Annotated in this window: 24 protein-coding genes and 6 pseudogenes; 19 read left to right on the top strand and 11 right to left on the bottom strand. The window is 59.1% G+C overall.

Going from position 1 to position 23,000, the window contains the following annotated elements; translation table 11 throughout:
• The first annotated feature begins 40 nt into the window (after positions 1 to 40).
• The 17 genes and pseudogenes from NMD14_02930 (at position 41) to NMD14_02850 (ending at position 11,337) form a co-directional block, all read left to right on the top strand.
• Positions 41 to 394, top strand: a complete 354-nt coding sequence (locus NMD14_02930; protein ID XEI33413.1) for a hypothetical protein — start codon at positions 41 to 43, stop codon at positions 392 to 394.
• A 50-nt stretch (positions 395 to 444) separates the two neighbouring features.
• Positions 445 to 699, top strand: a complete 255-nt coding sequence (locus tag NMD14_02925) for a hypothetical protein (GenBank protein ID XEI33412.1) — start codon at positions 445 to 447, stop codon at positions 697 to 699.
• Entirely contained in the window at positions 699 to 932 is a 234-nt protein-coding gene (locus NMD14_02920) for a helix-turn-helix domain-containing protein (protein XEI33411.1), read from the top strand. Before NMD14_02925 ends, NMD14_02920 begins: the two co-directional genes overlap by 1 nt.
• A 132-nt stretch (positions 933 to 1,064) precedes the next feature.
• Positions 1,065 to 1,655 (top strand): phage baseplate assembly protein V, encoded by a 591-nt coding sequence (locus NMD14_02915; protein XEI33410.1) that lies wholly within the window; start codon positions 1,065 to 1,067, stop codon positions 1,653 to 1,655.
• An 11-nt stretch (positions 1,656 to 1,666) separates the two neighbouring features.
• On the top strand, positions 1,667 to 2,005 hold the full coding sequence (locus tag NMD14_02910; GenBank protein ID XEI33409.1) for a GPW/gp25 family protein: 339 nt from the start codon (positions 1,667 to 1,669) through the stop codon (positions 2,003 to 2,005).
• Positions 2,002 to 2,901, top strand: a complete 900-nt coding sequence (locus NMD14_02905) for a baseplate J/gp47 family protein (protein ID XEI33408.1) — start codon at positions 2,002 to 2,004, stop codon at positions 2,899 to 2,901. Before NMD14_02910 ends, NMD14_02905 begins: the two co-directional genes overlap by 4 nt.
• A complete protein-coding gene (locus tag NMD14_02900; protein ID XEI33407.1) occupies positions 2,898 to 3,536 on the top strand; it encodes a phage tail protein I in 639 nt (212 codons plus the stop codon). The genes NMD14_02905 and NMD14_02900 overlap by 4 nt, the downstream gene beginning before the upstream one ends.
• The gene (locus tag NMD14_02895; GenBank protein XEI33406.1) at positions 3,533 to 4,321 is read left to right on the top strand and encodes a phage tail protein; all 789 of its coding nucleotides are present in this window, start codon (positions 3,533 to 3,535) and stop codon (positions 4,319 to 4,321) included. Before NMD14_02900 ends, NMD14_02895 begins: the two co-directional genes overlap by 4 nt.
• Positions 4,322 to 4,560: 239 nt before the next feature.
• Positions 4,561 to 4,974: a tail fiber assembly protein gene (locus NMD14_02890; protein XEI33405.1), complete on the top strand. Its 414-nt coding sequence runs from the start codon at positions 4,561 to 4,563 to the stop codon at positions 4,972 to 4,974.
• Positions 4,975 to 5,142: 168 nt separating this feature from the next.
• A complete protein-coding gene (locus NMD14_02885) occupies positions 5,143 to 6,318 on the top strand; it encodes a phage tail sheath protein (GenBank protein XEI33404.1) in 1,176 nt (391 codons plus the stop codon).
• A 12-nt stretch (positions 6,319 to 6,330) separates the two neighbouring features.
• Positions 6,331 to 6,849, top strand: a complete 519-nt coding sequence (locus tag NMD14_02880) for a phage major tail tube protein (GenBank protein ID XEI33403.1) — start codon at positions 6,331 to 6,333, stop codon at positions 6,847 to 6,849.
• Between the two features lie 63 nt (positions 6,850 to 6,912).
• Positions 6,913 to 7,197: a phage tail assembly protein gene (locus NMD14_02875; GenBank protein ID XEI33402.1), complete on the top strand. Its 285-nt coding sequence runs from the start codon at positions 6,913 to 6,915 to the stop codon at positions 7,195 to 7,197.
• A gap of 8 nt (positions 7,198 to 7,205) precedes the next feature.
• The gene (locus tag NMD14_02870; GenBank protein XEI33401.1) at positions 7,206 to 7,337 is read left to right on the top strand and encodes a GpE family phage tail protein; all 132 of its coding nucleotides are present in this window, start codon (positions 7,206 to 7,208) and stop codon (positions 7,335 to 7,337) included.
• Positions 7,338 to 7,983: 646 nt separating this feature from the next.
• Positions 7,984 to 8,907 (top strand): annotated as a pseudogene (locus NMD14_02865) (phage tail tape measure protein).
• A gap of 898 nt (positions 8,908 to 9,805) precedes the next feature.
• Positions 9,806 to 10,090 (top strand): annotated as a pseudogene (locus tag NMD14_02860) (phage tail protein).
• A gap of 36 nt (positions 10,091 to 10,126) precedes the next feature.
• Positions 10,127 to 10,270 (top strand): hypothetical protein, encoded by a 144-nt coding sequence (locus NMD14_02855; GenBank protein XEI34812.1) that lies wholly within the window; start codon positions 10,127 to 10,129, stop codon positions 10,268 to 10,270.
• A complete protein-coding gene (locus NMD14_02850; GenBank protein XEI33400.1) occupies positions 10,267 to 11,337 on the top strand; it encodes a phage late control D family protein in 1,071 nt (356 codons plus the stop codon). The genes NMD14_02855 and NMD14_02850 overlap by 4 nt, the downstream gene beginning before the upstream one ends.
• Positions 11,338 to 11,588: 251 nt before the next feature.
• Here NMD14_02850 and NMD14_02845 read toward each other — a convergent pair whose 3' ends face one another.
• From NMD14_02845 to rppH, 6 genes and pseudogenes are all read right to left on the bottom strand, one after another.
• Positions 11,589 to 11,996: a hypothetical protein gene (locus NMD14_02845; GenBank protein XEI33399.1), complete on the bottom strand. Its 408-nt coding sequence runs from the start codon at positions 11,994 to 11,996 to the stop codon at positions 11,589 to 11,591.
• The gene (gene nhaA, locus NMD14_02840; protein XEI33398.1) at positions 11,993 to 13,183 is read right to left on the bottom strand and encodes a Na+/H+ antiporter NhaA; all 1,191 of its coding nucleotides are present in this window, start codon (positions 13,181 to 13,183) and stop codon (positions 11,993 to 11,995) included. Before nhaA ends, NMD14_02845 begins: the two co-directional genes overlap by 4 nt.
• Positions 13,184 to 13,407: 224 nt before the next feature.
• A complete protein-coding gene (thyA, locus tag NMD14_02835; GenBank protein XEI33397.1) occupies positions 13,408 to 14,202 on the bottom strand; it encodes a thymidylate synthase in 795 nt (264 codons plus the stop codon).
• Complete coding sequence (gene lgt / locus NMD14_02830; GenBank protein ID XEI33396.1) at positions 14,202 to 15,026, bottom strand: prolipoprotein diacylglyceryl transferase; 825 nt, start codon at positions 15,024 to 15,026, stop codon at positions 14,202 to 14,204. The genes thyA and lgt overlap by 1 nt, the downstream gene beginning before the upstream one ends.
• A gap of 71 nt (positions 15,027 to 15,097) precedes the next feature.
• A pseudogene (gene ptsP / locus NMD14_02825) lies at positions 15,098 to 17,373 on the bottom strand (phosphoenolpyruvate--protein phosphotransferase).
• 14 nt (positions 17,374 to 17,387) lie between these two features.
• Positions 17,388 to 17,919 (bottom strand): annotated as a pseudogene (gene rppH / locus NMD14_02820) (RNA pyrophosphohydrolase).
• A 732-nt stretch (positions 17,920 to 18,651) separates the two neighbouring features.
• Here rppH and mutH point away from each other — a divergent pair.
• Together mutH and NMD14_02810 are read left to right on the top strand one after the other, a co-directional pair.
• The gene (gene mutH, locus NMD14_02815) at positions 18,652 to 19,326 is read left to right on the top strand and encodes a DNA mismatch repair endonuclease MutH (protein XEI33395.1); all 675 of its coding nucleotides are present in this window, start codon (positions 18,652 to 18,654) and stop codon (positions 19,324 to 19,326) included.
• A gap of 80 nt (positions 19,327 to 19,406) precedes the next feature.
• Positions 19,407 to 19,729, top strand: a pseudogene (locus tag NMD14_02810) (isoamylase early set domain-containing protein).
• A 33-nt stretch (positions 19,730 to 19,762) separates the two neighbouring features.
• Here NMD14_02810 and NMD14_02805 read toward each other — a convergent pair.
• The 5 genes and pseudogenes from NMD14_02805 to rpsP form a co-directional block, all read right to left on the bottom strand.
• Positions 19,763 to 20,850 (bottom strand): IS3 family transposase gene (locus NMD14_02805; GenBank protein ID XEI33394.1). Its coding sequence is split into 2 segments (ribosomal slippage): positions 19,763 to 20,598 and positions 20,598 to 20,850, totalling 1,089 coding nucleotides; the frame shifts between segments, so codons are not numbered across the junction.
• Positions 20,851 to 21,036: 186 nt separating this feature from the next.
• Complete coding sequence (gene rplS / locus NMD14_02800; GenBank protein XEI33393.1) at positions 21,037 to 21,384, bottom strand: 50S ribosomal protein L19; 348 nt, start codon at positions 21,382 to 21,384, stop codon at positions 21,037 to 21,039.
• Positions 21,385 to 21,416: 32 nt separating this feature from the next.
• A pseudogene (gene trmD / locus NMD14_02795) lies at positions 21,417 to 22,165 on the bottom strand (tRNA (guanosine(37)-N1)-methyltransferase TrmD).
• Positions 22,166 to 22,199: 34 nt separating this feature from the next.
• Positions 22,200 to 22,721 carry a ribosome maturation factor RimM gene (rimM, locus tag NMD14_02790; GenBank protein ID XEI33392.1) on the bottom strand — a complete coding sequence of 174 codons (522 nt, stop codon included), beginning with the start codon at positions 22,719 to 22,721 and terminating at the stop codon, positions 22,200 to 22,202.
• 24 nt (positions 22,722 to 22,745) lie between these two features.
• Complete coding sequence (gene rpsP / locus NMD14_02785) at positions 22,746 to 22,994, bottom strand: 30S ribosomal protein S16 (protein XEI33391.1); 249 nt, start codon at positions 22,992 to 22,994, stop codon at positions 22,746 to 22,748.
• Positions 22,995 to 23,000: the final 6 nt, after the last annotated feature.

Below are 23,000 nucleotides of genomic sequence, written 5' to 3'. Positions count from 1 at the left end.
AGGTAAGGCAAGGGTGCCAAGCCAAACGGAGATGACAGAAATGAAATTCAAGTCCTATCAAAATGAAGAGAACCAAGCTAAGGCTGCTACTATCGTTGCAGACCACATCAAGTGGTTCAACGCCATCCTTGCTGATGTATTCGATGGGTTCGATGCTGGCGAGTTGGAGTGCGATGATGTTTATCAAAACTACATCCGTGAGCCGATGATTATCAGGGAAGTGGTTAGTCAGCTCACCGCTGAGGAGGTTATCAAGATGAATGGTGGGTTTGGTTTTTCACTGAAAATATCAAGAGTAGCACGCGCCGCCGGGCATTCAAATTTCACAACTCTGGTGAGTGACATGTCCCAAAAAGAAGCTCGGTTAAGGCTCGTTACGAGGCAATGTAAATGATAATAAGGCCTGTCGGAATCGGGCCAACCTAAGCAAATGGAGATACTACGATGGCCACATTTATGATTGACCCACTTAAAAACAACAAGTCAGGGATTGCGTTTGAGCCATTTTATGTTGATGCGGAAGATCACGATGAAGCGGCAACCAAGGCAGCAAAAAAGATGTTTGGTGACAGTGTATTTGGAAAGCGAAATAGCGGCGCAGTCAATGGCAGCGGGATGTATCAGGCATATTACAACATGGCGAAAAACCAACCACAGGTGAACAGCTGCGGGTATCTCTTCCATGTAATGGAGGCGTGATGACGCCAGCTGACATTAAACAGGCCAGGTTAGCGCTTGGCCTTAGCCAAACAGAGATGTGCCGCGCGCTGGGGCTGACCAGCGTCATGACCTACGCCAAATGGGAGCAGGGAACCAGCAAGCCGACCTCGGGATCCATCAACGCGGTCAGCATGCTGGCGTTCCTGCACCGGCATGGCCTGCTGCGTGAGTGGCTGGCACAGCAAACCCCATCAGACAGCGCCGCAGAATAAAGCGCAGATCGGCGGGCATCATCAGGGAGTCGCCCCCAAACCCCACCCATAGACTATCGGCGCATGTTGTCGCTGACTCCTCCACAACAGCCGCGCATCGACAGGGCCAGCAGTGGCAAACACACTGGCCCCATGAACCCAGCACTCGCAGATCTGCACCGCCTCATCGCCAATATGATCCGCATCGGCACCGTCAGCGCCGTGCGATCAGGGGCCTGCAGAGTCAAAACCGGCGAAATCGAAACCGACTGGCGCCCCTATCTGGTGCCGCGCTCGGGGGCGACCCGTCGCCGTGCCCGTCCAACCCTGGGCGAGCAGGTGTTACTGCTCTGCATGTCCGGCGATCTCGCCACCGCCTACGTACTGCCCGCCGTCCATCAAGACGCGCACCCAGAACCCGCCGCCAGCGATGACAACCCGGATCTCGACCGCATCGAATACCCCGATGGCGCCGTGCTGGAATACAACCCAAAAACCAGCGCCCTCACGGTCAGCGGCATCAAAACCGCAAACATCACGGCCAGCACCAGCGTCACGCTGACCACCCCGCTGGTTGAGTGCACCCGTGCGCTGAAGGTGGGCACCACCATCGAAGCGGGCAGCACCATCACCGCAGGGGGCAAGGTCACCGCCCCCTCTGCCACCATCGGCGGCATCGAGGTCACGACCCATAAACACGGCGGGGTCAGCACCGGCAGCGGCCAGACCGGAGGCCCGCAATGAACTGGCAGGGCATGAACGCACAGACCGGCCGCCAGCTGGGCGACACCGATCACATCGTGCAGAGCATTCACACCATCCTGACCACCCCGGTCGGGTCGCGCGTGATGCGCCGCGAATTTGGCAGCGAACTGGCCGACCTCATCGACCAGCCGCAGCACGATGCCACTCGCCTGCGCCTGATGGCCGCCACCGTGCACGCCATCACCCTGTGGGAGCCGCGCGTCAGATTGACCCGGGTTGAGCTGGGCGACCCCACCTATGACGGCCGCCGTCAACTCACACTGTCATGGCGCCGCATCGATAGCGGCACCGACCAAACCGCCACCCTGCCGTTGGGGAATGCTGTATGAGCACCATCAACCTTGCCAACCTGCCCAAACCGGCCGTGGTCGAGGACATCGACTTCGAGGCCACCCTGGCGGCGCGCAAGGCCGCGCTGATTGCCCTCTACCCCGCCGCCGAACAACCGGCGGTGGCCGCCGCGCTGGCGCTGGAATCCGACCCGGTCGCCATGTTGCTGCAAGAAAACGTCTATCTGCAGATCATGCTGGCCGCCCGCATCAATCGCGCCGCCGTGGCCGGAATGATTGCCTGGGCAGAAGATGCCGATCTCGACAATCTGGTGGCCGACCTCAACGTCAAGCGCCTGATCATCCAGCCCGAAGATCTGACCGCCAACCCGCCAGTGCCGGAAGTGGCCGAGACCGACGAGGCATTGCGTGAACGCTACCTGCTGGCATGGGATGCCCTCAGCACCGCCGGGCCGAAAGGCGCGTATGAATACTGGGCACGCTCGGCCGATGGCCGCATCATCGATGCCAAAGCCATCAGCCCGCAGCCTGCCGAGGCCGTGGTGTCTATTCTGAGCAGCGAAGGCACCGGCGCCGCCAGCAGCGAGCTGATCGCCGCCGCCATGGCCGCCTGCAACGACGAAGATCGCCGCCCGGTCGCTGACCGCCTGACCGTCAAATCAGCCACCGTCATCGACTACGCCGTGCACGCCGCGCTGACCATCGGCCAGACCGGCGCCGAGGCCGAACTGATCCTGACCGCCGCCAAGGCCAACCTGCAAAGCAAACTCAATCCACGCAAGCGCATCGGCGTATTGATCGCCCGCTCCATGATCGAGGCTGCCCTGCATGTGGAAGGGGTGATCAAAGTCGAGCTGACCGGCTGGACCGATATCGCCCCGACTGATGAGCAGGCCGCATGGTGCACCGGCATCACCGTGGAGCAGGCACCATGAGCCACGCGGCCGAGCTGCTGCCACCCAGCGCCACCGCCACCGAGCGGCGCGTTGCCGACGTCTGCGAACAGGCGCTCGATCAGCCGGTGGCCCTGCTGCGCACCCTGCACAATGCCGACGCCTGCCCGCCGTGGCGCCTGCCCTCGCTGGCCGCCGAACGCAGCGTCGACCGCTGGGATGAGCGCTGGTCAGAATCGGTCAAGCGCAAAGTGATCAAAGCCTCGCCGTTCGTCCATCAACACAAGGGCACCATCGGCGCCCTGCGCCGCGCCGTCGAGCCGCTCGGTTACCTCATCCGGGTGCGCGAGTGGTGGCAAAGCTCACCAGTGGGCGTGCGCGGCACCTTCGCGCTGGATATCGGCGTACTCGACACCGGAATCACCAGCACCATGTATACCGAGCTCGAGCGCCTGATTGATGACGCCAAGCCGCTCACCCGCCACATGACCGGGCTGGCTATCAGCCTGGAATCGCGCGGCCCGCTCTATCTCGGAGCCGCCTGCTACCTGGGCGATGAGATCACCATCTATCCCTACGAGCCGGGGCCGGTCACCGCGCAGGTGAGCGACTGGCATGGCGGCATCACCCACACCATCGACACACTCACCATCAGACCGGGGACAGCAACAGCATGAGCACCTACTTTGCGACGCTAACCACAGCCGGTGCCGCCAAGCTGGCCAATGCGCTAGCACTGGGCACCACCGTAAAATTCACCCACATGGCCGTGGGCGATGGCAATGGCGCCGCCGTCACCCCCAATCCGGCCATGACCGCGTTGGTCAAGGAACGCCGCCGCGCCGCCATCAACACCCTGTTCGTTGACCCGCTCAGCGCCTCGCAGATGGTGGCCGAACAAGTGATCCCCGAGGACGTGGGCGATTGGTGGATTCGAGAAATCGGCCTGTTTGACGATGCCGGAACCCTGATGGCCGTCGCCAACTGCCCGGACACCTACAAACCGCTGCTCACCTCAGGCGCTGGCCGCACCCAGGTGATCCGCATGGTGTTTATCGTCAGCAACACCGCCGCCGTCGAACTCAAGATTGACCCATCAGTAGTGCTGGCCACCCGCAAATATGTCGATGACGTGATGGCGGCGCACAAGCAAAGCCGAGAGCACCCGGATGCCAGCGAAACGGCCAAGGGATTTGCCCGCTATGCCACCCAGGCAGAGGTGAATGAAACGGTCACAGCCAATCAAAAGGCCGATGCCGTTGTTACAGTGAAAACCCTATGGGGATGGGTAAAGCAAGCCAGTGAAGCCGTGCTTGGATTGATGAAAGTAGCAACTCAGGCGCAGACGAATGCGGGTGCAGCAGATGATGTTGCAATAACCCCAAAGAAGTTGCGCGCAGGCTTTGCTGCATCCTTCTCTTACGCTGGGTATCTTGCGTTTCCTACATGGATGGGGGGCTGATCATTCAGTGGGGCAGTATTTCTGTGACTACAAACTCAACTGCCACCGGTTCATTGCCCATCGCATTCCCAACTGCGGCATTTCAAGGGGTATGTTCCTTTGACAACCCTGCAGGCGCCATTTATCCCACTGCCGCCATGGGTTTCCCGTCGTTATCGACCTATCAAATCGGGGTCAAGGCAGCATCAGGAAGCAACTACATCATGCGATATATCGCCATCGGATATTAGGAGACCATCATGTACAAATACGATCCTGAGTCCAAAGGGTTCTACCTGACGGCGATTCATGGCGACAATATTCCACACACCGCGGTCGAGCTCAGGCCGGGGGACTATGAACGGCTGGTCAACGGCCAGAGTGGCCAGCAAGAGATCGCCATAGTCGATGGATATCCTGTTTTGCAGGGCCGCCCGGAACCGTCAGCGCAACAGATGGCAGAGCTGATGCTGACCCAGCTCGATCACGCCGCCGCAGGCGAGATTGAACGCCTACGCCCTGCCGTGGATGGCGGATATGCCAAGGAGGCCGATGTCGAGCTGTTGGCGCAATGGCAGCGCTATCGCTACGAGCTGCCGGATGTTCGCAGCCAGCCTGGATGGCCTGAGAACCCAGCGTGGCCTCCGCGCCCGGGGGATCCCTCCACCGTATAACCCTATGAGCCAGACACCACCCCGCCCCGTGCGGGGTGTTCTTTGCCCAGCCACCGCCGCTTGTTGTGAGCACCGGCCCGACAACACCGACCGTTAACAGCCCAGCCCCGCCTGCCTGCATCATGACCATGCCCGAATTTACTCCGCCCAGACACAGGAGATCGCCGCATGGCACTCGACCAATACCACCACGGGGTGCGCGTCATCGAAATCAATGACGGTACCCGCACCATCCGCACCATCGCCACGGCCATCATCGGTGCCGTGCTGGTCAGTACAGACGCTGACGACGAGGTGTTCCCCCTCAACAAACCCGTGCTGTTTACCAACCTCACCGACGCCATCGGCAAGGCTGGCACCACCGGCAACTTAAAACGCACCCTGCAAATCATCGACATGATCGCGAAAACCCCGGTCGTAGTGGTGCGCGTGGACGAAGGCGTAGATACCGCCGCCACCACCTCCAACATTATCGGCACCATTGGCCTCGATGGAGTGCCAACCGGGCTGGAAGCACTCAAGCGCGCCGAATCCGTGGTCGGTGTGCGCCCGCGCATCCTCGGGGTGCCGGGCCATGACAGCCTGGCAGTTACCGCCGCGCTGACCGCCGTGGCGCAATCCCTGCGCGCCTTCTGCTATGCCCACGCCGTGGGCGACACCATCAGCGACGTCAAACTCTATCGCGAGGGATTTAGCGACCGCGAACTGATGCTGATTTACGGTGACTTCACCAAATGGGACACCACAGCCGATGCCCAGATGCCGTGCGATGCCGTCGCCGTGGCCATGGCCCTGCGCGCCAAAATCGACAAAGAGATCGGCTGGCATAAAACCCTCTCCAACGTCGGTGTGCCGGGCGTGGAAGGCCTCACCAAAGCCGTCTATTGGGAGCTGCAAAACCCCGACACCGACGCGGGCCTGCTCAACGAAAACGACATCACCTGCCTGATCCGCCGCGAAGGGATGCGCTTCTGGGGCAACCGCACCTGCTCCGATGACAAGCTGTTCCAGTTTGAAAACTACACCCGCACCGCCCAGATCCTCGCCGACACCATCGCCGAGGCGCACATGTGGGCCGTTGACAAACCCATGACCCCCACCCTGGTCAAAGACATCATCGAGGGCATCAACGCCAAGCTGCGCGAACTGGTCAACCTCGGCTACCTCATCGGCGCGAACTGCTGGTATGACGACACCCTGAACGACAAAGACACGCTCAAAGCCGGTAAGTTGCGCATCCGTTACAACTACACCCCGGTGCCGCCACTCGAAGACCTCGGTCTGATGCAAGAGATCACCGACGAGTACCTAATCGACTTCGCTGCCAAAGTCGCAGCCGCATAAGGAGCCTAAAAAATGGCACTCCCTCGCAAACTCAAGAAGTTCAACCTGTTCGGCAACGGCGAAAACTGGATCGGCATCGCCGAAGAGTTCACCCCGCCCAAGCTGAGCCGCAAGTTTGAAGCCTATCGCGGCGGCGGCATGCCGGGTGCCGCCAACATCGACATGGGCCTCGATGATGGCGCCCTCGATGTCGAGTTCACCATGGGCGGCTACGGCGAAGAGGTGATCGGCCTGCTCGGCGAGCCGAAAGTAGACGGCACCCTGCTCCGCTTCTCAGGCTCCATCCAGCGTGATGACACCGGCGAAACCACCGCCGTCGAAATCGTCTGCCGTGGCCGCGCCAAAGAGATCGACCGGGGCACCTACAAAGACGGTGACAACACCCAGACCAAGGTCAGCATGACCTGCACCTACTACAAAGAGACCATCAACGGCCAGGTCATCCACGAGATTGACACCGTCAACCTGATCGAGATCGGCCCTGATGGCGTCGACCGCATGGCCGAGCACCGCAAAAACATCGGCCTCTAATCCACCCCACCCCATTCGGGCGGCACTGCCGCCCGTTACTGCATACCGAACAAGGGCAACACCATGGAACACAAAGAGATCACCTTAGACACCCCCATCAAGCGCGGCGAAACCACCATCACCAGCCTGACCATTCGCAGCCCCAAAAAGGCCGCCAGCCTGCGCGGCCTCAACACCATGGACATCGTCCAGATGAACGTCGATACCCTTATCAAACTGCTGCCCCGCATCACCGACCTGACCGAAAAGGAAGTGGGAGACATGGACCCGGCTGATCTGCTCAAGGCCGGGGTCGTGGTGGTCGGTTTTTTGATGGGCTCGCAGCAGGAGGCCTACCTCACTGCATAGACGACCTGATGGCAGATATCGCCATCATCGCCCACTGGCCGCTCTCTGAAATGGCGGCCATGGAGCTCGACGAGCTGATGGGCTGGCACCAACGCCTCGTTGAGCGACACAACCAGATCAACGGGGCCGACGAACAATGAGCAACCTCAAGTTACAAATCCTGCTCGGGGCGGTGGACAAACTAACCGCCCCCTCAAGGCCGTATCAGGCCAAAGCCGCACCACTGCCAAAGATCTGGCCGATACCAAAGCGCGCATCCGCGAGCTGGAAAAGCAGAGCGGCCAGATTGACGGCTATCGCACCCTCGGCAAACAGATCGGCGCCACCCGCACCGAGCTCGGCCAAGCGCAGGCCAACGCCCAGCGCATGGCGCAGGCGCTGGCCAATACCGCCAATCCGACCAAAGCCATGACCCGCGAGTTGGAAGCCGCGCGCCAGAAAGTGCGCGACCTCACCACCACCGAACGGCAACTGGTCGCCCGCTATGGCGAAACCAAAAACGCCCTGCAACAGGCGGGCATCAGCACCAAACAACTCAGCGCCACCCAGCGCCAACTCAAGCGCGATCTGGCTGGCGCAAATGACGCGCTAAAGGCCCAGCGTGACCAGCTCGCCAAAGCCGCCGTGCAGCAGCAAAAATATGCCGCTGCTCGCAGCACCTATGACAAAACCATGAATGCCCGTGGCGCGCTGGCTGGCTATGGTGCCGCCGGTGCTGCCATGGGCGGCGCGGCGCTTTACAAGGGATGGGGTGTGGCAGGTAAAGCCATGGGCTTTGAGCAGGAGATGTCAAAGGTACAGGCGCTGACTCGCCTGCAGGGAGGGAGTGCCGATCTGGCCGCCCTCACCGCGCAGGCCCGTGAGCTGGGCGCAAAGACCGCCTTTACCGCCGGAGAAGCGGCGCAGGGCCAGGGATTTCTGGCGATGGCCGGTTTCAGCCCTAAGGCGATACGCGATGCCATGCCGGGCGTACTCGACTTGGCCAAGGCGGGCGGTGTTGAGATTGCCCAAGCCTCAGATATCGGATCCAATATCCTGACCGGCTTCAAGCTGCCAGCTGACCAGATGGGCAAGCTGGGCGATGTGATGGTGGGCACCTTCACCCGCGCCAACGTCGATCTGGCCATGCTCGGCGACACCATGAAATATGTGGCGCCTGTTGCTGCGGGCCTCGGCGTCGATCTGGAAACCGCCTCAGCTATGGCTGGCAAGCTCGGTGATGCAGGTATTCAGGGCAGCATGGGCGGCACCGCCATGCGCGCCATCTTAAGCCGCATGGCCGCACCACCAAAACAGGCCGCTGATGCGCTTGAAGAGCTCAACATCAAGACCGCAGACGCCAAGGGGAACCTGCGCCAGCTGCCGGCAATCCTCGAAGAGATTTATAAAAAGACCTCAAAGATGGGGGACGCCAAGCGCGCCGGATTGCTCAAGGCCATCGCAGGGGAAGAGGCCTTCTCGGCGCTGGCGGTGCTGTCAGAACAGGCCGGAACCGGCAAGCTGCAGGAGTTGATCCAGACCCTGCGCGGTGCCCAGGGCGAGGCCGCCAATGTGGCGGGAACCATGGCCAACAACGCGCTGGGGGATATCGACAACCTATCCAGCGCGTGGGATGACGTCGGCATCCAGATGCTGCAAACCGAGCGCGGCCCGCTGCGCCAGTTAATTCAGAGCCTGACCAGCATGGTGCAGGGCGTGGGTGACTGGATGCGCGCTAACCCGGAGCTGTCATCAACGCTGGTACGAGTATCAGCCGCTATCGCCGCCGCGGCCTTTGTCGGGGGATCGCTGATGGTGGTGATTGCTGGCCTAATCGGCCCGTTCGCCATGCTGCGGATGGGGATCTCCTACATGACGATCGCCGCCGGGCCGCTCGGCACCGTGCTAAAAATGCTGGCCGGTGGGTTTGTGCGCCTCGGCATCGCCATGCTGACCACCCCGGTGGGATGGATCATCATGGCTATTGCAGCCATCGCCGCAGCCGCCTATGCGGTCTACTCAAACTGGGACAAGATCGGCCCAGCATTGGCCGCCGTCTGGGAACAGTGTAAAGCCCCGCTCGGTGCGTTCTGGGATCTGCTTAAGGAGCTGTTCTCATGGACGCCAATAGGCATGCTGATTACGCATTGGAATGATATCTGGGCGTTCTTCGACACCTTGCCAGCCGGGGCAATGGCCAAAGGGAAGGCCATTATTCAGGGGCTCATTGATGGCATTAGCGCGAAATGGGCATCGCTGATGGAGAAAATAAAGGCGGTCACCGACTATCTCCCGGATTGGATGAAAGGCGGCAGCGACGTCAAGATCACCACGGCAACGCCCGCCTATGCTGGCGGCGGTGGACTGGCCGCACCGGGCGCCAGCGGTTATGGCGCCGCATTCTACCAACCCAAGCCACTGGCAAGGGCGGCAGGGGAGGAAGCACCGTGGTCAATGCTCCTATCAACATCACCCAGCAGCCGGGGCAATCGCCGCAAGATCTGGCCGCTGAAATCGATAAGCGCCTGCAACAGCGCGAGCGCTCGGCCGCCGCCCGCCAACGCTCGACCCTGCGTGACACCAACTAAGGAGCCGCATCATGATGATGACACTGGGATTCTTCGTGTTTATGCGCTCAACCTTCGCCCCGCAAGCGGCGCAGGACGAGCGCAGCTGGCGCCACCCAGGCAATCCGCGCGTGGGCACCACACCGGCCTACCAGTTCACCGGCAAAGACGAGGAGACCATCAGCCTGAGCGGCACCCTCTACCCGGAGCTCACCGGCGGCGAGGTCTCGCTCGAGCTGCTGCATACCATGGCCGACACCGGGCAAGCCTTCCCCCTCATCGAGGGCACCGGCCGGGTGCGCGGCTATTTCGTCATCGAGTCGACCAGCGTTGGCCGATCCGAGTTTTTCGCCGATGGTGCCGCCCGCAAAATCGAGTTTTCGATGAAGCTCAAGCGCATCGATGAAGAGAGCAGCAGCCTGGAAGCCAAGATCAAGGGCCGGGTGATCGGCAACATCGCCAACCGCCTCGGCCTGCAAAAGCTGATCGGCTCGGTCGGTAACAAGATCGGAGGGCTGATCCGATGAACCTCGGGCGCATCGCCACCAACCTGACCAGCCAGATCGGCCAGCTCGGTACCGGCGCGGGGCTGAGCAGTGCCGATCACCCCGCCCCGGCTTACCAGCTGCTGATCGACGGCACGGATGTGTCAGCCACTATCCGCCCCCGCCTGATGAGCCTCAACATCACCGACAATCGCGGGTTTGAAGCCGACACCATCGACATCGAACTCGACGACAGCGACGGCAGGCTGGCGATGCCGCGCCGGGGCGCCAGAATGCGCGTCATGATCGGCTGGCAGGGCCAACCGCTGGTTGATAAGGGGGATTACACCATCGATGAGGTGGAGCACACCGGCGCCCCGGACAGGCTCACCATCAGGGGCAAATCGGCCGATCTGCGCGGCAACCTCAACAAGCTACGCCAGACCAGCTATCACCAGCAGACAGTCGGCAGCATTGTCGATGCCATCGCCCAGCGCCACAGCCTGATCCCCGCCTGCGCCGAACGCTTCAAGGGCATGCAGATCGACCACATCGACCAGCAGAACGAGAGCGACCCCGCCTTCATTACCCGCTTGGCCGGTCAATGCGGCGCCCTGACCTCCATCAAATCGGGGCGGCTGCTCTTTATCGGCCAGGGCAAGGGGCTCACCGCCAGCGGCAAACCGCTCCCCTCTGTCATCATCACCCGCCAGGATGGCGATCAGCACCGCTTCGCCGTCGCTGACCGCGACGCCTACACCGGCGTGTCAGCCAACTGGCACGACCCGAAGACGGCCACCACCGAAGGCTCGACCACCAAGCGCAAGACCAAGCCAAAGCAGGAACCGGCGCTGCCAAGTGATACCACCATCGACAAGGAGGGCCGCGAACTGCTGGTTGGCGACAGTGAAAACGTCAAAGTGCTGCGCCACATCTACGCCAACAAAACCAACGCCCTGCGCGCCGCCCGCGCCGAGTGGGATCGGCTGCAACGCGGGGTTGCCGAGTTCGAGATCACCCTCGCCACCGGCCGCCCCGAGCTCTACCCGGAACAGCCCACCGCCGTCAGGGGTTCAAACAGCAGATCGACGAGGCCGACTGGGTGCTGACCAAAGTCAGCCACAGCCTGACCAACAGCGGCTACACCAACAGCGTCAGCCTGGAAGTCGCCATCGCCGACCTGCCGGAAGTCGAGGAGTAACCAAGGCAAAAACAAAAAGGCGGCAGAGCCAACGCGCTGCCGCCTTTCCCGATCATCAGATCCCCCTGCCGCCACTTTGCCGCCACCAATCAGCACAACACACCAAAGTGACTGAATTTAAACGACTATATTTGCCAGCAGTACATGAGATGGTTGTAGTTAAGGTGTGACATCCGATGGGGTTCCCGCGGTGCGCGGACTCCGGTAGCAGCTGAGTTCAACCGCCAGAATGTCATACATGTCGCTGACCGAGTCAACCTTGTTCGCGCCAAACTGCTCCATCAGGCTGGCCTTGAGGCGTGCCTTGTCCGGCATCCGGTCAGCGCAATAACGCTTGTTGGAGTGTTTAACCCGCTCGCCAGCCCGGCTGCTCAGCGCCCGCTCGGAGAAGGTCTCGCCAAAGCGCGCCTTGGCCTGCTTGTCCCCCAGCAGCAGGGCGCTGTCTACCACTCCATTCAGATAGGCAGAGCAGTTCGCCGAGGTGGCGTCCTGCTTGCAATCCTCCAACCCGCCGGCCCATGCCGCGGGGCTCAGCAACAGCATCAACAACCCTGTATGTAGCTTCATAGTCCCTCCGTACTCTGTTCCCCTTCACCCTTGGGAAGGGCCATGCGCAAGGCCAGATAACCGACCACCGCCGCCATGGTAGAACCCGCCAGGATCCCGAGGCGAGAGTAGCTGCCGTAATCCAGCCCACCGTGCTCGAAGGCGAGCGACGCGATAAACATCGACATGGTAAACCCGATGCCACAGAGGATGCTGACCGCAAAGATCTGCTTGAAGTTGACCCCGGGCGGCAACTGGGCGATGCCCAGCTTGACCGACAGCCAGCTGATGGTGAACACCCCGAGCGGCTTGCCGATAAACAGCCCCAGCATGATCCCCATCGGTACCGGGCTCAGCAGGGAGGAGAGACCAATCCCCTGAAGGGATACCCCTGCGTTGGCAAAGGCAAACAGCGGCAGGATCAGATAGGCACTCCAGGGGTGCAGGGCATGCTCCAGATACTTGAGCGGCGAGGCGTAACGCTTGCCATTCAGCGGAACCATAAAGCCCACCACCACTCCCGCCAGGGTCGCATGTACGCCAGACTTGAGCACCGCAACCCAGAGCACCAGACCGACCAGCATGTAGAGGCTGATCCTGTCCTCACCTCGGCGGTTCATCCAGAACAGCGTCAGGGTCGCCAGAATACCAACCGTCAACGCAGCCAGCGACAGCTGCTGGGTGTAGAACAACGCGATGATGATGATGACGCCCAGGTCATCCATGATGGCGAGCGCCAGCAAGAATACCTTGAGGCTCACCGGCACCCGCTTGCCAAGCAGCGCCATCACCCCGAGGGCAAAGGCGATATCGGTTGCAGCCGGGATCGCCCAACCAGCGCGCGCCACGTCGTCCGAATAGTTGAAAAAGGCGTAGATCAAGGCCGGCGCCATCATGCCACCCACCGCCGCGATGGCCGGGAAGGTCGCCTGCACCCGGGTGGAGAGCGCCCCTTCCAGCATTTCACGCTTTACTTCCAGGCCAACCAGCAGGAAGAAGATCGCCATGAAGCCATCGTTGATCCAGAGCAGCAGCGGCTTGTTGATGTCGAGGGCTGCGATGCGCACCTGCACCGGCGTATCGAGAAACGCCTGATACCCGCCAGCCAGCGCGGTATTGGCTAAAATCATGGCCAGCATGGCAGCCATGATCAGAATAATTCCGGAGGCAGCCTCCAGCTTCAGAAACTTTTTGATTACATCACTCATGGTTAAATTTTCCACCGAATTGCTTTATTTTGAGTCTATCCCCTGCAACAACCAATGAAAAATCGTTTCTTACTGCTCAACACAACGGAAAAACCGAATGCAAAATAGAACATATCTGCTGTCAGCAGGTTTCCACCTCGCCTCAAACTATCATCTAATTAGTCAATAAAGTGATTATTCAATTATTAAGATGCATAAAAAAGGCGCCCTGAGGCGCCTTTCGATCAGATGGCGACGGGCGCCTTGATCCCGGGATGGGGGTCATAACCCTCGATCTCGAAATCCTCGAACTGGTAGTCGAAGATGGAGTCGGGTTTGCGCTTGATCACCAGGGTCGGCAGCGGACGGGGCTCGCGGGAGAGCTGCAGCGCGGTCTGCTCCATGTGGTTGGAGTAGAGGTGCACGTCACCACCGGTCCAGACGAAGTCACCCACTTCCAGATCGCACTGCTGAGCCATCATATGGGTCAGCAGGGCGTAGCTGGCGATGTTGAACGGCAGGCCGAGGAACACATCACAGCTGCGCTGGTAAAGCTGGCAGGAGAGCTTGCCGTCCGCCACATAGAACTGGAAGAAGGCGTGGCAAGGAGCCAGCGCCATCTTGTCCAGCTCACCCACGTTCCAGGCAGACACAATGATGCGGCGCGAATCCGGGTTGTGCTTGATGTCATCCACCGCTTTCTGGATCTGGTCGATGACAGACCCGTCGGCCGCAGGCCAGGAGCGCCACTGAGCGCCATAAACCGGCCCCAGATCGCCGTTCTCGTCTGCCCACTCATCCCAGATACTGACGCCATTTTCCTTCAGATAGGCGGTATTGGTATCGCCATTGAGGAACCAGAGCAGCTCATGAATGATCGATCGCAGGTGGCACTTCTTGGTGGTCACCAACGGGAAACCTTCTGCCAGATTGAAGCGCATCTGATGGCCGAACAGGGAGACGGTGCCGGTGCCGGTACGGTCTGACTTGACGGTGCCCTCATCGAGGATCTTCTGCATCAGGTCGAGATAGGCTCGCATTACTTTGCCTCCTTGACGCTGTTACCGAACAGCTGCGGGCGCTGGTAAGCAGCCCAGATCATCAGCGCACCGGCGATAATCATCGGGGTGGAGAGGATCTGGCCCATGCTGATCTCCTGGAAATAGAGGCCGAGCTGGCTGTCCGGCTGGCGCACAAACTCCACCAGGAAGCGGAACAGGCCGTAGAACAGCAGGAACATGCCGGAGATGGCACCACGAGGCGGATTCTTGCGCCAGAACAGGTTGAGGATGATGAACAGCACCACCCCTTCCAGTGCGAACTGGTAGAGCTGGGAAGGGTGACGCGGCTCGGGGCCCGCCTCAGGGAAGATGATGGCCCAAGGCACATCGGTGATCCGCCCCCACAACTCGCCGTTGAGGAAGTTGCCGATGCGGCCGACGCCGAGACCGAACGGAATGAGCGGTGCCACAAAGTCGGCCACGGTGAAGAAGTGGCGCTTGGTCTTGTGGGCAAACCAGATCATCGCGGTGATCACCCCGATCAGACCGCCGTGGAACGACATACCGCCGGTCCAGATCTTGAACAGGTAGGTGGGATCCGCGAGGAACATATCGAAGTTGTAGAACAGCACGTAACCGACACGGCCACCGAGGATCACCCCGAGGAAACCGTAGAACAGCAGATCCGACACCTCGTTGCGGGTCCAGCCACTGTTCGGTGCATCGGCGCGACGACCGGCAAGCCACATGGCAAAAGCGAAACCAAACAGGTACATGAGACCATACCAGCGTACCGATAGTGGTCCCAAACTGAATGCTACGGGATCAATCTGCGAGAAAACCCAATATCCATCGTGCTGCATAAGCGGCCCCAGTCATAAGAAAAGCCGCATTTTCCGATCATTCGCCAGCAGGGACAAGGCATGTTTATCAATCAACCGATTTTCGGTTTGTGGCCGGCGCGCAGCAAGCCGCCCAAACCGTGCTCCTCCAGATAGCGGGCAAACAGGCCGCGCAGCACATGGGGATTGTCATGCTTGAGACCGTCGGCAAGCAGCTCGGTCAGCTCACTCAGGGTCGATTGGCGCAGCACGTACTTGATCCGGGCGATGTTGTGGGTGTTCATACTGAAGCGGCGATAGCCCATGGCCAGCAGCAGCAGCACACCGACCGGATCACCGGCCAGCTCGCCACAGACCGACACCGGCTTCTGGTAACGGTGGGAGGCGTCAACCAGCTGTTGCAGGGCGCGGATCACCGCAGGATGGAAGGCATCGTAGATGTTGGCAACCCGGGAGTTGTTGCGATCCACTGCCAGCAGGTACTGGGTCAGGTCATTGCTGCCCACCGACCAGAAGTCGATGAGCGGCGCCATCTCCGGCAAGATAAAGAGGGCGGAGGGCACCTCGATCATCACCCCGAGGCTGGGGTAGCGGATCACCGCATCGCGGCTGGCCGCCTCTTCCGATACTTCCCGCCACGCCTGATCCAGCAGACGACGGGAGGCTTTGATTTCGCTGACGCTGCTGATCATCGGCAGCATGATGGCCAGATTGTCCAGCCCTTCACTGGCCCGCAGCATCGCCTTGAGCTGCACCAGAAACAGTTCGGGGTGATCCAGGGTGATCCGGATCCCCCGCCAGCCAAGAAAGGGGTTTTCCTCGACGATGGGGAAATAAGGTAACGGTTTGTCGCCGCCCACATCCAGCGTCCGCATACAGACCGGCCGGTTGCGGTAGGTCTCCAGAATACCGCGATAGCGAGCAGTCTGCTCCCACTCGGAGGGGAAGCTCTCCTGCAGCATAAAGGGGATCTCGGTGCGATAGAGGCCCACCCCGTCCGCCAATTGATTGAGGGAAATCTCGGTATCGGCACTTAGCCCGGCGTTGAGCAGCAGGGAGACCTTGGTGCCGTCGGCCGTCTCGGATGGCAGGTTGTCGACGCTGCGTACCAGGGTATCGAGCACCCGCTCTTCGCTAAGCAGCTGACGATACTCGGTCAGGATCACCTGATTGGGTTCGATGAAGAGATCGCCGCTGTAGCCATCGACCACCAGCATGCGACCACCGATGTCGCCAAGGGGCAGATCGACCCCCATGATGGCGGCCACCCCCATGGCGCGCGCTAGAATGGCGGCGTGGGAGTTGGTCCCCCCCTTGAGCGAGACCACTCCGGTCAGATATTCGCGGGGCACTTCTGCCAAAATGGTGGCGGTCACCTCATCGGCCACCAGCACCACCGGCTCGCCGATGGCGATATGTTCCGGTTCGTTCTGCACCAAGCGGCTGATCAGCCGCTGGGCGATGTCCTTCACATCGGTGGAGCGCTCCTGCAGATAGGGATCCTTCATCCCCTTGAACTGCTCGATCAAGCGATCGCTGATGAGCTTGACCGCCGAGACCGCCGTCCAGTGCTCCTTGCTCACCTTGTTGCGAATGGGCTTGATGTAGCCGGGATCGTTCAGCAGATGGAGGTAAATGTCGAAGATCGCCACCGAATCCTGGCTGTAGCTCTCGCGAAAACGCAGCGCCAAGCTCTCCAGATCGTGACGAACCTCCTCCACCGCCAGCTCCAGCCGTTCCAACTGGCTGGCATGGTCTTCATCCTTGCGCGGGGTAATGGACGAGAGCGCCTTGCGCGGCCGCCACACCCAGGCTTTGGCCATGGCGATACCGCTGGCCCCGGCAATACCGCGCAGCGGCTTGCTCCAGTCGGTCTTCTGCAACCACCCCTTGGCCTGCGCCTGGGCGATCCGGGCCGCCAGCTGGGCCGCCAGGGTGACCATGAAGGACTCCTCCCCTCATCGAAGCGGCGGCTCTCTTTCTGCTGCACCACCAGAATACCGACCACCTGACGCTGGTGCATGATGGGGGCGCCGAGGAAAGAGCGAAACGCCTCTTCGGCCACATCGGGCAGGAATTTGAAACTGGGGTGCGCGGGGGCATCAGCCAAGTTGATCAGCTCTTCCCGCTGACCCACCAGACCGACGATGCCTTGCTCGAACGGTAAGGTAGCCTTGCCCACCGCCGACTCGGCCAGACCATCGGTCGCAGCCAGCCGGTAGCGGCGCATCTCGGGTTCTGAGACATAAACGGAACAGCAGTCCACCATCATGGCCAACCGGGTCTGACTGACCAATGCCTGCAAGGCCTGCTCGAGGGTATTGGCCTCGGCCATGCTCTCGACGATACGTCTGAGTTCCGTTAACAACTAATCTGTGCTCCTTAACGGGCGCGGTTGCGCCGCCCATCCTTCTTGTTGACCTGAACTGCCGGTACCGGCGCCGGCATCGCCAGCGGGGCAAACTCCTTCATGACCCGGCGGTAAACCTCCCGCTTGAACGAGACAACCTGACGGACCGGATACCAGAAGCTGACCCAACGCCAATCGTCAAATTCGGGATGGCCATGACAGCCAAACTGGATCCGCGATTCCCTGCCCGGACCAAGTTGTAACAGGAACCATTTTTGCTTTTGGCCAATACAGACCGGTGAACTGTCCCAGCGGACAAGACGTTTGGGTAAACGGTACTTTAGCCAGTTACGACTGGTGGCCATGATGGTCACATCTTCGGGCTTGAGGCCTATCTCCTCATACAGCTCTCGATACATGGCCTGCTCTGGCGTTTCACCATCATCAACCCCCCTGCGGAAACTGCCAGGAGTGCTGCCCATAGCGTTTAGCCCACAACACTTGTCCTTCACGGTTACAGATCACGATACCGACATTGGGACGAAACCCGTCACCATCTATCACGTGATCACCTTATAAAGGCTGAATCTATAAGGGGATTGTTCCACATTCACCTCGTGGCAGCAAACAGGGACTGCGATCCCCCACTCATGAATAACTTTCAATTTCAAGCCGACTTATAAACAAATCCAAGGATCAACTGGGCCAAGTTGCCCACCCAGACTGTGCATAAAGCTGTTAGCAAACGGGTATATACAGTACTTTTCACCTGTGCGCGGCAAGCCCCCTCCACGTCACCCAGCAACACCAAAGATAAAAATACCTTACTATACATTAAGTTGAGACAAAATAACTGGATCTAGATCCATGTCACCCCAAGAGCAAGATCCATGATCCTGATTGTGAACAAGTTCAACTGTTCAAAGATCCACCGTGGCGAAATTATCCACAAGAGAGGCACAACATCTACCCTATTTGCCCGGTAAAAATGGGGTGGCATTCACAATTTTTTGTAACAAATCAGCGATGCCACCCACTTTCATCCACTTATCCAAGATTTCTGTGGATAACTGTGTGTAACATCATGCACAAACCCTTGGACAACTATTTCGAGGTCAAACCAGGCCAGCAGCACTGCTCGATAAACCAGACAAAATCCTTTAAAATCATAATGATGAGCTGATAGCCCCCAAATTCTCTGCATTTGATCTTATCCACTCAGGATCGGTTATAAAAACAGCGATCCTTCTCGGGATCCTCTCCTGTTAGAATACGGCGAGCAAGATGGAGCCAACTATGCCAAGCAATCCCCAATCCGAGCAGGAGTTATTGAGCCGAGCCTATGCCATGGCCGGCTTCACGCTGGCGCAGCTGGCCGCCGAAGCTGGCGTCACAGTGCCCAACGATCTGCGCCGTGACAAGGGGTGGGTCGGTCAGTTGATCGAGCTGCAACTGGGGGCCAGCGCAGGGAGCAAGCCGGAACAGGACTTCCCGGAGCTGGGGATCGAACTCAAGACGATCCCCGTGGATCCTCAAGGCAAACCACTGGAGACCACCTTCGTCTGCGTTGCCCCGCTGATCGGTGTCAGTGGCCAGCGCTGGGAGGCGTCAAACGTGCGCAACAAGCTCTCCCGGGTACTCTGGATCCCGGTGGAAGGCAGTCGGGAGATCCCGGTTGGCGAGCGACGGGTCGGCATGCCGCTGATGTGGAGCCCGAGTGAAGAGGAAGATAGGCTACTGCGTCAGGATTGGGAGGAGCTGATGGACATGATAGTGCTGGGGGAAGTGGAGCAGATCAGCGCTCGCCACGGCCAGGTGATGCAACTGCGTCCCAAGGCGGCCAACAACAAGGCGCTGACTCGCGCCATCGGCCGCGATGGTCAACCCATCATGACCCTGCCCCGAGGCTTCTATCTCAAGATCGACTTCACCCACAGTTTGCTGCAACGCTATTTTGCCTTGCCGACGTGATCTGTCTTATCAATAATTTTGTCATATGGTGGTATAAAAATAGACAGGAGACATTTTAAACTCACGGGCAAGGAGGCGTCATGCCACTGATCAAACAGTTTTTGAAGTCCAAGCCGGAGGTCAAGGTGACCTTTGCTGTAGAGAAAGAGGCCGCGCAGAGGCGGAACAGGTGATGCTGATCGGCGAGTTCACCCAGTGGCAACCGGTCGAGCTGAAACGAATGAAGAGCGGCGAGTTCAAAGCCACCCTTAATCTGCCGACCGACGGCCCGGGTTACTTCGAATATTGCTATCAGCTCATCACACCAGCAGGGGAAACCCGCTACGAGAATGACTGGGCTGCGGACGACTATGTGCCAGGCCCCTTCGGGCGCGACAACTCGGTAGTACGCGTCATCCGGTAATCCCCCCATTTTTAGGGCACTCAAAAGTAGAGGTCATGCGGCCTGGGCCAGGCGCTGTTTCGGTGTGTAGCCACCCAGCGCCATATTGGGCCGCTCATGGTTATAAACCCACAGCCAGTTCGTGGCAAATTCCTGTAACTCATTCAGTGACTCAAACAGGTAATGGCCCAGCCAGTCGTAACGCACCGTGCGGTTAAATCGCTCGATGTAGGCATTCTGCTGTGGGTTGCCTGGCTGGATATACCTCAGCACAATCCCCTTCTGCTGCGCCCAGCACTTGAGCTCTTCGCTGATGTATTCCGGGCCATTGTCACAGCGGATTGCGGCTGGTTTGCCCCGCCACTCGATGACCTGCTCCAGTGCCCGTTTGACTCGCGAGGCAGGCAAGGAAAAGTCCACCTCGATGCACAGTGCTTCGCGGTTGAAGTCATCGATCACATTAAACAACCGCACCGAGCGACCATCGCTGAGCTGGTCATGCATAAAGTCCATCGACCAACATTGATTCGGTTGATCAGGAACTGCCAACGGCTCCGGCTTAGCGCGCACTAGCCGCTTCTTGGGTTTTATCCGCAGATTGAGCTCTAGCGCCCGATAGATCCGGTAGACCCGCTTGTGGTTCCAGCCAAAGCCTTTGACGTTACGCAGGTACAGAAAGCACAGCCCGAACCCCCAGTTGCGCTGGTTGGTGGTGAGGCGCAGCAGCCAGTCGGCAATCTCCTGGTTTTCATCGGCCAGCACGGGCTGATAGCGATAACAACCCTCGCTCACCTTGAACACCTGGCAAGCCAGGCGGATAGAGATAGCGTAATGAGCCACGGCCTTGGTCGCCATCTCCCTGCGGGCAGATGGCGTCACCACTTTTTTGCCATCGCCTCGGAGATGATCTCAGCCTTGAGGCGCTCCTCGGCATACATCTTCTTAAGGCGACGATTTTCCTCTTCCAGCTCTTTGAGGCGAGCCATGAGGGAAGCATCCATGCCACCGAATTTGGAGCGCCACTTGTAGAAGGTGGCGGAGCTGATGCCATGCTCACGGCAGAGCTCAGGGACGGGTGAGCCAGACTCGGCCTGTTTGAGGATGGCGATAATCTGTGCATCGCTAAAGCGTGATGTTTTCATGTAGAACCTCCTGCGTTCAAGATACGAGAAAATTCTACTTATGAGCACCTCAGTTTTTCGGGGGATTACCATCCAGTAACGGCAACGAGATAGCCAATAAACGATACAAAAAAGGCTCGCCATTGGCGAGCCTTTTCACTACCTGTCGAGCTATTTGTCGACATATCGACACCAATTCGAATCGAATTAGTTGAGCTTCTCTTTGATACGAGCAGCTTTACCGGACAGGTTGCGCAGGTAGTACAGTTTGGCGCGGCGAACATCACCACGACGCTTCAGTTCTACACTGTGGATCAGCGGAGAGTGAGTCTGGAATACACGCTCAACACCTTCGCCGTTGGAGATCTTGCGAACGGTGAAAGCAGAGTGCAGACCGCGGTTACGCTTGGCAATAACGATGCCTTCGAAAGCCTGCAGACGCTCTTTACCACCTTCTTTAACACGAACTTGAACACGTACAGTGTCGCCCTGGGCAAAAGCCGGGATGTCGGTACGCAGTTGCTCTTGTTCAAGCTGCTGAATAATCTTGCTCATTGTCTTTCCTTACCTAGGATAAACTGAAAACTCTACTTAACGCTGTCACGCACTTCGCGGACATACTCGGCAAGAAGTGATTCTTGCTCGTCAGTCAGAGCTAGGTTGTTAATAAGTTCCGGCCTTCTTTGCCAGGTTCGTCCGAGCGATTGCTTGAGTCGCCAGCGTCTGATCACTTCGTGATTGCCGCTTGTCAGCGCCTCGGGCACCGCCAATCCATCCAACACCTCCGGTCGAGTGTAGTGGGGATGATCCAGCAAGCCATCTGTGAAGGAGTCTTGCTCGGCACTGGCCTGATCGCCCAAAACCCCGGGGACCAGACGCGAAACCGCATCGATCAGGGTCATGGCAGGCAGCTCGCCACCACTTAACACGTAATCCCCGATAGACCACTCTTCGTCGACTTCGGTTTGTATCACGCGTTCATCGATACCTTCGTATCGACCGGCTACCAGAATCAGTTTCTGATTCGTCGCCAACTCGGTCACGCCCGCTTGAGTCAGCTTGCGTCCCTGAGGAGAGAGATAGATGACTTTCGCCCCGTCTCCCGCCGCTTGCTTGGCTGCATGAATCGCGTCACGCAGCGGCTGAACCATCATTAACATGCCAGGCCCACCACCATAAGGACGATCATCGACCGTACGGTGTTTATCGTGGGTAAACTCCGGGGGTTCCAGCACTCAATCTGCAGCAGGCCACTCTTGACGGCCCGACCCGTTACCCCGTGCTCGGTAATGGCTCGGAACATTTCAGGGAAGAGGCTAATGACCCCAATCCACATAAGAAACCTCCGGCACCCGTGTTAGCGCGGGAAACTAGAAACCAGGATCCCAATCAACTTCGATTGTTCGAGCAGTCAGATCAATATGCTTGATCACCTGCTCTTCCAGGAACGGAATCAACCGCTCCTTTGCACCAAAGGCATCTTTTACATTGGCCTCAACCACCAACACATCGTTGGAGCCGGTTTCCATCAATTCGGTCACCTTGCCCAAGTCGTATCCCTTGGTGGTCACCACGGAGCAACCAATCAGGTCACGCCAATAGAACTCACCTTCCGGCAACGCAGGCAACAGATCGGCGGGTACACCAATCTCGACATTGGTCAATGCCAGGGCATCTTCGCGCACATCGATACCATCGAGTTTGCAGATCAGACCCTTGTTGTGACGCTTCCAGGCCGAGACCTTGAGTTCACGCCACACCCCGTTCTGATTGATCAGCCAGGGGTTGTAATCGAAAATCGCTTCGGCAACATCGGTGAAGGAGTTCACTTTAAGCCAGCCCTTGATGCCATAAACGGTACCCAGGGTGCCCAGAACTACAGGTTTTTCCACCTTAACTCCTTACCGTTTAGCTGATTAAGCAGCTTTTTTAGCGTCTTTGATCAGCTTGGCAACGCGGTCAGAAACAGCGGCACCAGTAGCAACCCAATGCTCGATACGAGCCAGGTCCAGGTTCAGCTTTTCAGCAGAACCAGCAGCAACCGGGTTGAAGAAACCAACGCGCTCGATGAAGCGACCGTCACGGGCGCAACGGCTGTCAGAAACTACTACCTGGTAGAACGGACGCTTTTTCGCGCCACCACGTTGTAAACGAATGGTTACCATATCGTC

It is taken from the genome of Aeromonas veronii (genome assembly GCA_041319085.1).
GTDB classification, from domain to species: Bacteria; Pseudomonadota; Gammaproteobacteria; order Enterobacterales; family Aeromonadaceae; genus Aeromonas; species Aeromonas veronii_F.
Note: the sequence above shows the minus strand (reverse complement) of the source record. Positions and strands in the feature narration are given on the sequence as shown.